Raw genomic sequence first — 7,633 nt, forward strand, 5'->3', positions numbered from 1 at the left:
CGGCACGCAGCGCACGACATCGCCATCCTTCACATCGAGCGCAGCGCGCACGTCGCTCGCGAGCGGCGCATCGGCCGCCTCGCCCGGCAGGTCGGCCAGCACGCAGCGGAACGATTCGCCGCTGCCCGTCGACACCATGTACGCCACGTCGCCCTGCTGGTGCGCCGCTTCGCGCACGACGCGCTCGGCGCCGTGCTTCACGCACGCGGTGCGGTCGACCTGCGCGGTCAGCACCGGGCCTGCGTCGAAGATGTCGACGAAGCGGTCGGGCTCGAAGCCTTCCTCGAGATGGATGTCATAGGCGAGCAGCGCCGATTCGTTCGGCTCGCCGAGCACGCGCTGCGCGGCTTCCGGCAGCAGCGGCACGTAGAGCGGATACGCCGGCATCACTTCCGCGATGAAGGTACGACTGCGGCCGCCCGACGCGATGTCGACGTCGGTGAAATCGCGGCCGAAGAACTTGCGGCCCACCGCTTCCCAGAACGGCGATGCGCCGTTACCGTCGCTCACGCCGAGCAGCAGCGTGAACACTTCCGGCGTGAAGCGGCGGCGGTTCGCGGCGATGTACATCATCCGGGCGCGCGAGATCAGGTGCGCGGCCGCGTCGCCGCGCAGCGACGGATCGACGTAGAAGCCCGCCAGCCGGCTCTTGCCGGTCAGCTCGTGCGACATCGTGAGCGCGTGGATCTTGCGGTTCACGTGCAGCTCGCGCGACGCGTGGATCAGTGCGTCGTTGCGGAACGCGTAGAACGGTTCCGAGTAGCCGGCCGCGGCCACGATGCTCGCCGTGCCGAGCAGCTTGCCCGTCGACGAATCCTCGAGCACGAAGAGGTAGAACTCCTCGCCGGCGAAGTCGACGTCCGCGCGAAACGAATCCTCGGAGAGCGCCACGCGCGCTTCGAGCGCCGCGCGGTCGTGCGGCAGCGAGTGCAGGACCGGCTGCGCGGTGCGCGCCATGTGCGCGAGCGCATCGAGATCCGTGAGTTTGCCGGGGCGAACAAATAGCATCGTCGTTCCTGTCTGCGATGGGCGCGCCGATCAGCGCGCGGTGGCTTCCTGTGCGGCGAGCACTTGTTCGACTGCCTTCTCGAAGCGCTTCATGCCTTCGTCGAGCAGGTCGAACGGGATCACCAGCGACGGGACGAAGCGCAGCACGTTCGGGCCGGCGATCAGCATGATCAGACCGTTCTCTGCTGCTGCGGTGACGAAGTCCTTCGCGCGGCCGTCGAATGCGGCGGTGAGTTCGGCGCCGACGAGCAGGCCCTTGCCGCGCACGTCCTTGAAGATGCCGAAGCGCGCGTTGATGCGTTCGAGCGCGCCCTTCAGGCGCACGCTGCGTTCGCGCACGCCTTCGAGCAGTGCCGGATCGCCGATCAGTTCGACGACCTTGTCGGCGATTGCCGAGGCGAGCGGGTTGCCACCGTACGTCGTGCCGTGCACGCCGACCTTGAAGTGCGCGGCCAGTTCATTGGTCGTCAGCATCGCGCCGATCGGGAAGCCGTTACCGAGCGCCTTCGCGGTCGTCAGGATGTCTGGCGTGACGCCGGTATCCATGTAAGCGTAGAACTGGCCCGTGCGGCCGACGCCCGTTTGCACTTCGTCGAAAATCAGCAGCGCGCCGTGTGCGTCGCACGCTTCGCGCAGTGCCTTCAGGAAGGCCGGATCCGCCGGGATCACGCCGCCTTCGCCTTGCACGGGCTCGACGATCACTGCGCAGGTTTGCGGGCCGATTGCGGCCTTGGCGGCTTCGATGTCGTTGTACGGCAGGTGCTTGATGCCGGCCGGCACGGGGCCGAAGCCTTCCGAGTATTTCGGCTGGCCGCCGACGCTGACCGTGAAGAACGTGCGGCCGTGGAACGACTGCACGAACGAGATGATTTCTGCCTTGTCGGCGCCGTGTCGATCGAATGCGACGCGGCGTGCGAGCTTCAGTGCGGCTTCGTTCGCTTCCGCGCCCGAGTTCGCGAAGAATGCGCGGTCGGCGAAGGTCAGCGATTCGAGGCGCTTCGCGAGACGCAGCACCGGCTCGTTCGTGTAGCCGTTGCCGATGTGCCAGAGCTTGCGGCTTTGTTCGTCCAGGACCTTCAGCAGTTCCGGGTGGCCGTGGCCGAGCGACGTCACGGCGATACCGCACGCGAAATCGATGTACTCGCGGCCGGCCGTGTCCCACACGCGGGAGCCCTCTGCGCGATCCGGCACGAACGGCGCGGGGGAAAATACCGGCACCATCACTTCATCGAATGTCTGGCGGGTCACGGTCGAGGTCGTCATGGTCGTTCCTTTCGGTTTCGTAAGAGGGTTCAACAGGATCAAGTTTAGGTAAGGGTGACGCAAGCGTCTTGCGGAATTGCGACGGGTTCTATCGGAAGCGGATAGATCGCTTTTATTTTGCCTTCCCGGCGGGGGGGTGCTGGGTTTGGGTGTCGGGATTTTGGGGCTTTTTTTGAGGGTTCGCTTTTGTTTTTCGTGAAGCACCTGTGGTCTTGTCGGTCTATTAGCGTCGCCCCTGCGCGGGGCGGCGGTTACTTTTCTTTGTCTTGCCAAAGAAAAGTAACCAAAAGAAAGGCGCTCGGAAAACGCATGACTTCCCGGTGCCATGGTCGTCAGAGTGGATCGCACCTAAGTGTCCGCGCCAGTCAGGAGGACGGAGTGGTTCGAGCAATGGTTCTGACACCCTCCACTACCCAACAAAGCGGTATACCGCCCGCTAGCTCCGCCCTCGCTTCGCTCGGCCGACTGGTACTCCCCCCCTCCAGTAACACTTGAGGTCAATCCGCTCCGGCAATCACGGGCGAGCATCCCGAATCCCGCGAATCAAGACGTGCCCTCAACCGCGAAGAAAAAGGGACGCAGCGAGCACTCACGCACTCACATGCTCCCGTGCTCCCGTGCTCCCGTGCTCCCGTGCTCCCGTGCTCACATGCTCATGTGCTCATGTGCTCATGTGCTCATGTGCTCATGTGCTCATGTGCTCACACACGTTATCAGACGCTCACCGATGGCAAGCAGTCCGATAGGTACGAATGATGTGAGTAAAGAGAGTCTGGCCCACTGCTGTATTGCGGGAAGAAACATGCGAGCGGATGCAATGCGACGTGAAGTACCTTGCAGCCGAGCGTAGCGAGGATGGAGCTGGCGGGCGGTATACCGCTTTGTTGGGTAGTGGGAGGTGTCAGAACCATTGCTCGAACCACTCCGTCCTCCTGACTGGCGCGGACACTTAGGCGCGATCCACTCTGACGACCATGGCACCGGGAAGTCATGCGTTCTCCGGGCGCCTTTCTTTTGGTTACTTTTCTTTGGCAAGACAAAGAAAAGTAACCGCCGCCCCGCGCAGGGGCGACACTAATAGACCGACAAGACCACAGGTGCTTCACGAAAAACAAAAGCGAACCACCAAAAAAACAGAATCAATCCTTCGCACCGCGCTCGACAAGAGCGCCCCCACGAGGCTCCCCGCCGCCGCCTGTCTGCTTCTCGAGCCAGGCTCTCCGATCCTCCCGAGGCGTAACCCCAAACCTTTCGCGGTAAGCGTTAGAAAAGTGCGCAGCAGAAGAAAACCCACATGCGAGACTGACCTGCACAACCGACTTGCTGGTCCGCTGCAACTGAGTCCGGGCCTTGAGCAACCGAAGATTGAGGTAATACTTGGAGGGCATCGCCCCGAGATACTGCCGAAAGAGCCGCTCCAGTTGCCGGCGTGAAACGCCAACCAGCTCGGCGATCTCATCGGTAGTCAGCGGATCCTCGACATTGGCTTCCATCAAAAGCAAAGCATCGTTCAACCGAGGATGCCGCTCGCCCGGCGCAGTAACGAAAGGAATCCGCTGCCGTTCCTCGCCACTGCGCAAAGTCCCGGCGCCGAGCGCATCGGCAATCCGCTCCGCGAGATCAGGCCCATGTTCCCGGCCAATCATGGCCAGCATGAAGTCAACGGTAGCCTGCCCACCGGCACAGGTGGCCCGATCCCGATCGATCTCGAAAATCTGCTGCGTGACGATCGACCGCTCGAACTGTTCGGCGAACTGCTGATACGTCTCCCAGTTCACGCTGACGCGATACCCGGAAAGCTGCCCGGCCATCGCGAGCCACCACACGCCGTGGTGAATGCCCGTGACGACCGGCGTGCGCTGCCCCACCCTCGCGAGACTCGCAAGAAACAACCGATAGTCGGCAAACTGCTGAAACCGCTCCGACACGACGATGACCCAGTCGCACGCGATCGCATCGTTGAACGCCGCATCGGCATGCCACTGCGCGCCGCCGGCGAGCGGCACCGGCCGCCCGTCCCACGAACACACCTGCCACCGGTACAGCAGCCGCCCGTCGATCTCGTTCGCGAGGTTCAGCGCATCGACGATCGGACCCACGCCCGACATCGACACGGGCGGCAATGCAACGATCGCCACCTGCGTCGTGCGGGTGGCGCCTGCGGGACGAGACACCGGTACCACTTATGAAACCTGCCCTGTCGCGTTACTTGAGACTGCCCGACAGGAACTGCTTGAGCCGCTCGCTCTGCGGGCGCACCAGCACTTCCTTCGGATCGCCCTCTTCCTCGGTCCGCCCCTGATGCAGGAACATCACGTGGTTCGACACGTTACGCGCAAAGCCCATCTCGTGCGTGACGACGATCATCGTGCGGCCTTCCTCGGCCAGCTTCTGCATCACCTTCAGCACTTCGCCCACCAGCTCCGGGTCGAGCGCCGAGGTCGGCTCGTCGAACAGCATCACGTCCGGATGCATCGCCAGCGCACGCGCAATCGCCACGCGCTGCTGCTGGCCGCCCGACAGGTGTGACGGATACTGCTTCTCGACGCGCGGCGGCAAGCCGACCTTCTCCAGGTACTCGCGCGCCCGCTCCTCGGCTTCCTTCTTCGGAATGCCGAGCACGTGCACCGGGGCTTCCATCACGTTCTCGAGCACGTTCATGTGCGCCCAGAGGTTGAAGTGCTGGAACACCATCGAGAGCTTCGTGCGGATGCGCTGCAGCTGCTTGTGATCGGCGACTTCGAGCGCGCCGGCGCGGTTGGCCTTCGTGCGCACGGCCTCGCCGTCGACGACGATCTGCCCCGCATTGGGCCGCTCGAGAAAATTGATGCAGCGCAGGAACGTGCTCTTGCCCGAGCCGCTCGCGCCGATGATGCTGATGACGTCACCGGCCTTCGCGTTCAGCGATACGCCCTTGAGCACTTCGTTGTCGCCGTAGCGCTTGTGAATGTCGACCGCGGCAAGCTTGGTGGAAGCGGCAGCGCTCGTTTGAGTGATCTCGGCCAACTGGCTCTCCTCGAAGTGATTCAATGACGGGCGGCTGCGAGATACGCAAGCCAGTGGCGCTCCGCGCGGCGAAACGCCGCGACGAGTGCGAACGATACCGCAAGATAGATCAGCGCGGCGATTCCGAACGACTGGAACGCCATGTAGGTCGCGGAATTCGCATCGCGCGCGACCTTCAAAATGTCCGGCACGGTCGCCGTGAACGCGACGGTCGTCGCGTGCAGCATCAGGATCACCTCGTTGCTGTACAGCGGCAGCGCGCGGCGCAGCGCCGACGGCAGGATCACGCGGCGGTACATCGTGAACGGCGACATTCCGTATGCGCGCGCCGCCTCGACCTCGCCGTGCGGAATCGCGCGGATCGCCCCCGCGAAGATCTCGGTCGTGTACGCGCAGGTGTTCAGCGCGAACGCGAGAATCGCGCAGTTGAAGCCGCTGCGGAAGAACGCGTCGAGCAGCGAGTGCGAACGCACGAACTCGAGGCTGTACATGCCCGTGTACAGCAGCAGCAACTGCACGTAGAGCGGCGTGCCACGGAACACGTACGTGTAGAACCGCACCGGCGTCGACACCCACTTGTTCTTCGACACGCGCGCCACCGCGAGCGGCACCGCACACACGAAGCCGAGCGAAATCGACGCGACGAGCAGCCACAGCGTCACCGCGAGGCCGGAGAGGCGCTGGCCGTCCCAGTAAAGGAACGCCTGGCCGAATTCCTGGAGAATTTCGATCATAGATCTGCGTGCCGCACGCCCATGGAATAACGCTTCTCGAGCTGGATCAGCACGAGGTTGGAAACGGTCGTGATCGCGAGATAGATCAGCGCCGCGACGAGGATGAAGAAGAACATGTTGAACGTGCTCTTGCCGGCGTCCTGCGCGGCCTTCACGACGTCCGCGAGGCCGATGATCGATACCAGCGCGGTGGCCTTCACGAGCACCTGCCAGTTGTTGCCGATCCCGGGCAGCGCAAAGCGCATCATCTGCGGAAACATGATCCGGACGAACACGCGCGCGCCGCTCATCCCGTAAGCCGCGCCGGCTTCGAGCTGGCCGCGCGGCACCGACAGGAACGCACCGCGGAACGTCTCGGTGAAGTACGCGCCATAGATGAAGCCGAGCGTCAGCACGCCGGCCACGAACGGGTCGATGTCGATCTGGTCCCAGCCGACGAAGTCGGTGAACTGGTTCAGCCAGATCTGGATGCTGTAGAACAGCAGCAGCATCAGGACAAGATCGGGCACCGAGCGGATCAGCGTCGTATAACCGGTCGCGATCGCTCGCAGCACCCGGTTGTGCGACAGCTTCGCCACCGCGCCGATCAGCCCCAGCGCCACCGCAGTGGCGAGCGACAGCACCGACAGCTCGATGGTCTGCACGGTGCCGGCCCAGAGGACAGGACCAAAGCCGTAAAGGAACACGCGCGTCTCCAGAGTTGGAATGGATGCCGACGCGTATGCCTGTCCCGCGCCGGGCTGACGCGGATAGTCGCAAGCGAAATTGATTGCCTCAAATCACCTTGCATGTGATTGCTGCATCGCAACAATCCGCCTCACCATTTGCAACCGAGGCCTATGCCTCTGTTTCAAAAGGAAAAAAGCCGCTCCCTGACAACCGGATAACGGGCAGGGAAGCGGACTTTTTGCAATTTTCCGGTCGCTTTTTCGATATAGCGCCGAAGACGGCTGCGGCTGCGCTTACCGCCCCTTCAGGATGTCGGAGCGTGAAGTCGTATAGACAAGCCCGTCCGGGCCGAAATGGACGTTGAAGAATGCGTCGGTGTTGACGCCGTCCTCGAGCCAGCGCCAGCTCCAGACTATCTCGGGCTTGAGCGGATACTGCGCGATGTCGCCAGGCTTGCCGAGCAGGCGCCGCACCTCGTCCTCGTTCATCCCCGGGCGCACCTTCGCGAAATTCTCGGCGGTCAGCACCTGCGTTGCGCCCGTGTAGCGGCCGTTCGCGTCGAGATCGACGAACCACGTCTGGTTGCCCATCGGGCCGCGTGGGTATTCGAGGCGCTTCGAGCCGTCGGTGAAGTCGCGCTCGGTCTCGGGCTTGCCCATCGTGCCGCGCACGTCGGCCTCGGTCGATTCGCCGACCTTCAGCCCCTTCAGCAGCAGCGGCGCGGGCTTGATCGCGTTGAAGAAGTCCCTGATACGTTGCACGTCGAGGTTGCCTTGCTTGTCGTCGCAGCCGGTCAGCGCCAGCGCGGCGGCCAGCATCGTCACGGGAAGCAGCCGGAAACGGAAATTCATCGGAAGAAATACGCGTCGAGAAAACACGCGGCAAGGATACCCGCGCGACGCCAAAAGCGCGAGACGGGCCCGCAGCCCGTCTCGTGTTCAATGCATCGTTTC

General features: G+C 63.5%; 7 protein-coding genes. All 7 read right to left on the reverse strand.

Annotation, left to right across the window (positions count from 1 at the left end):
• On the reverse strand, positions 1-1,008 hold a 1,008-nt coding region (gene aruF / locus JYJ84_RS23055), incomplete at its 3' end, for an arginine/ornithine succinyltransferase subunit alpha (RefSeq protein ID WP_205189504.1).
• Between the two features lie 30 nt (positions 1,009-1,038).
• Positions 1,039-2,271 carry an aspartate aminotransferase family protein gene (locus tag JYJ84_RS23060; protein WP_122944883.1) on the reverse strand — a complete coding sequence of 411 codons (1,233 nt, stop codon included), beginning with the start codon at positions 2,269-2,271 and terminating at the stop codon, positions 1,039-1,041.
• 1,139 nt (positions 2,272-3,410) lie between these two features.
• Positions 3,411-4,454, reverse strand: a complete 1,044-nt coding sequence (locus JYJ84_RS23065; protein WP_039348267.1) for a GlxA family transcriptional regulator — start codon at positions 4,452-4,454, stop codon at positions 3,411-3,413.
• 22 nt (positions 4,455-4,476) lie between these two features.
• Positions 4,477-5,277, reverse strand: a complete 801-nt coding sequence (locus JYJ84_RS23070) for an ABC transporter ATP-binding protein (protein WP_122944882.1) — start codon at positions 5,275-5,277, stop codon at positions 4,477-4,479.
• A 20-nt stretch (positions 5,278-5,297) separates the two neighbouring features.
• Positions 5,298-6,011, reverse strand: a complete 714-nt coding sequence (locus JYJ84_RS23075) for an ABC transporter permease (protein WP_011351456.1) — start codon at positions 6,009-6,011, stop codon at positions 5,298-5,300.
• Positions 6,008-6,697 (reverse strand): ABC transporter permease, encoded by a 690-nt coding sequence (locus JYJ84_RS23080; RefSeq protein ID WP_122944881.1) that lies wholly within the window; start codon positions 6,695-6,697, stop codon positions 6,008-6,010. The genes JYJ84_RS23075 and JYJ84_RS23080 overlap by 4 nt, the downstream gene beginning before the upstream one ends.
• Before the next feature lie 276 nt (positions 6,698-6,973).
• Positions 6,974-7,531 carry a hypothetical protein gene (locus JYJ84_RS23085; protein ID WP_011351454.1) on the reverse strand — a complete coding sequence of 186 codons (558 nt, stop codon included), beginning with the start codon at positions 7,529-7,531 and terminating at the stop codon, positions 6,974-6,976.
• Positions 7,532-7,633: the final 102 nt, after the last annotated feature.

It is taken from the genome of Burkholderia sp. LMG 13014 (genome assembly GCF_905232215.1).
Taxonomy (GTDB): domain Bacteria; phylum Pseudomonadota; class Gammaproteobacteria; order Burkholderiales; family Burkholderiaceae; genus Burkholderia.